This window comes from Candidatus Corynebacterium faecigallinarum (assembly GCF_052264515.1).
Classification (GTDB): Bacteria; Actinomycetota; Actinomycetes; order Mycobacteriales; family Mycobacteriaceae; genus Corynebacterium; species Corynebacterium faecigallinarum.
In genome coordinates this window covers 1-942 of the sequence record NZ_JBQQOC010000079.1, presented here as the reverse complement: position 1 = coordinate 942, position 942 = coordinate 1, and the positions used below count along the sequence as shown (strand labels likewise).

Annotated in this window: 1 protein-coding gene; it reads right to left on the bottom strand. The window is 64.6% G+C overall.

Translation table 11 applies throughout. The features are described from left to right. On the bottom strand, nucleotides 1–361 hold a 361-nt coding region (locus tag ACTXPP_RS14120), incomplete at its 3' end, for a hypothetical protein (protein ID WP_443342748.1). Nucleotides 362–942 lie beyond the last annotated feature (581 nt).

Below are 942 nucleotides of genomic sequence, written 5' to 3'. Positions count from 1 at the left end.
CGGTAGACCCAGTATGCGCATCATTGTGCGTGTCGAGTACCCGTCTGCCGGGTGTAACCTGCGGGTCACTGATGTGGACGGTCGGCGGGTCACCGCGTTTGCCACCAACCAGACCGGGGATGTAACCACCCTGGACCTGCGCCACCGGGCACGCGGGCGCTGTGAGCAGCAGATCAAGAACACCAAGGACACCGGCCTGGCGAACATGGGCGCACCAGTCCTTCGACGCCAACCGGATCTGGTGTGCCACGGTGGTGCTGGCGACGTGTCTGTCCCACTGGTCGGAGATGTTGGGGGCGGACCCGGCGGCATTGGCCGCGGCGAAGAAGGAGGCCTCGCTGTGGCGGACGGGGATCCGCACCCGCGGGAAACCCCGGACGGGACTCCGATTCCGGTGCCCAGACCGTCGGCGAAACACAAGTGGTGGTTGTGGGAACCCAAGACGTGGCGGGCGAAGATGGGGTCGATCGCTGCCCTGGTCACCCGGCATGCCCGGCGGTTGACGGTGCGGTTTGATGAAGCGATGGAGTACACCGGCACGCTGATAGCGGCGATCACGAGGATCCGGTCACTGAGTTTCATATAGACCGGCACTGGTCAGCACCGGCCAGCGACCACGCCGCTGTAGGCACCGCGTTCTGTGATTTTCTCCTGCTTCGTATCCGCCCCACGACCCCGAGGACCTTGGACCCCAGCTTCACCCCCGGCACTGGGTCACCACCGCCGGAGGTTCGGTCATGCCTGCGGGTAGGCTGGGCCTCGTTCAGCGGTGTGGGGCCCGCTGGAGGGGTTGTGGATAACTCCCATGAAAAATCCGGGCTAGACACACACCCGTGCGCAGGTAAATCCGCCATCCGTGCAGGAAGATGACGTGTTCCGTGTGTCTATGCGACCACAATTACGCGGAACTCCGGTCCGAACCGCCCGAACCCGGGTCTACCA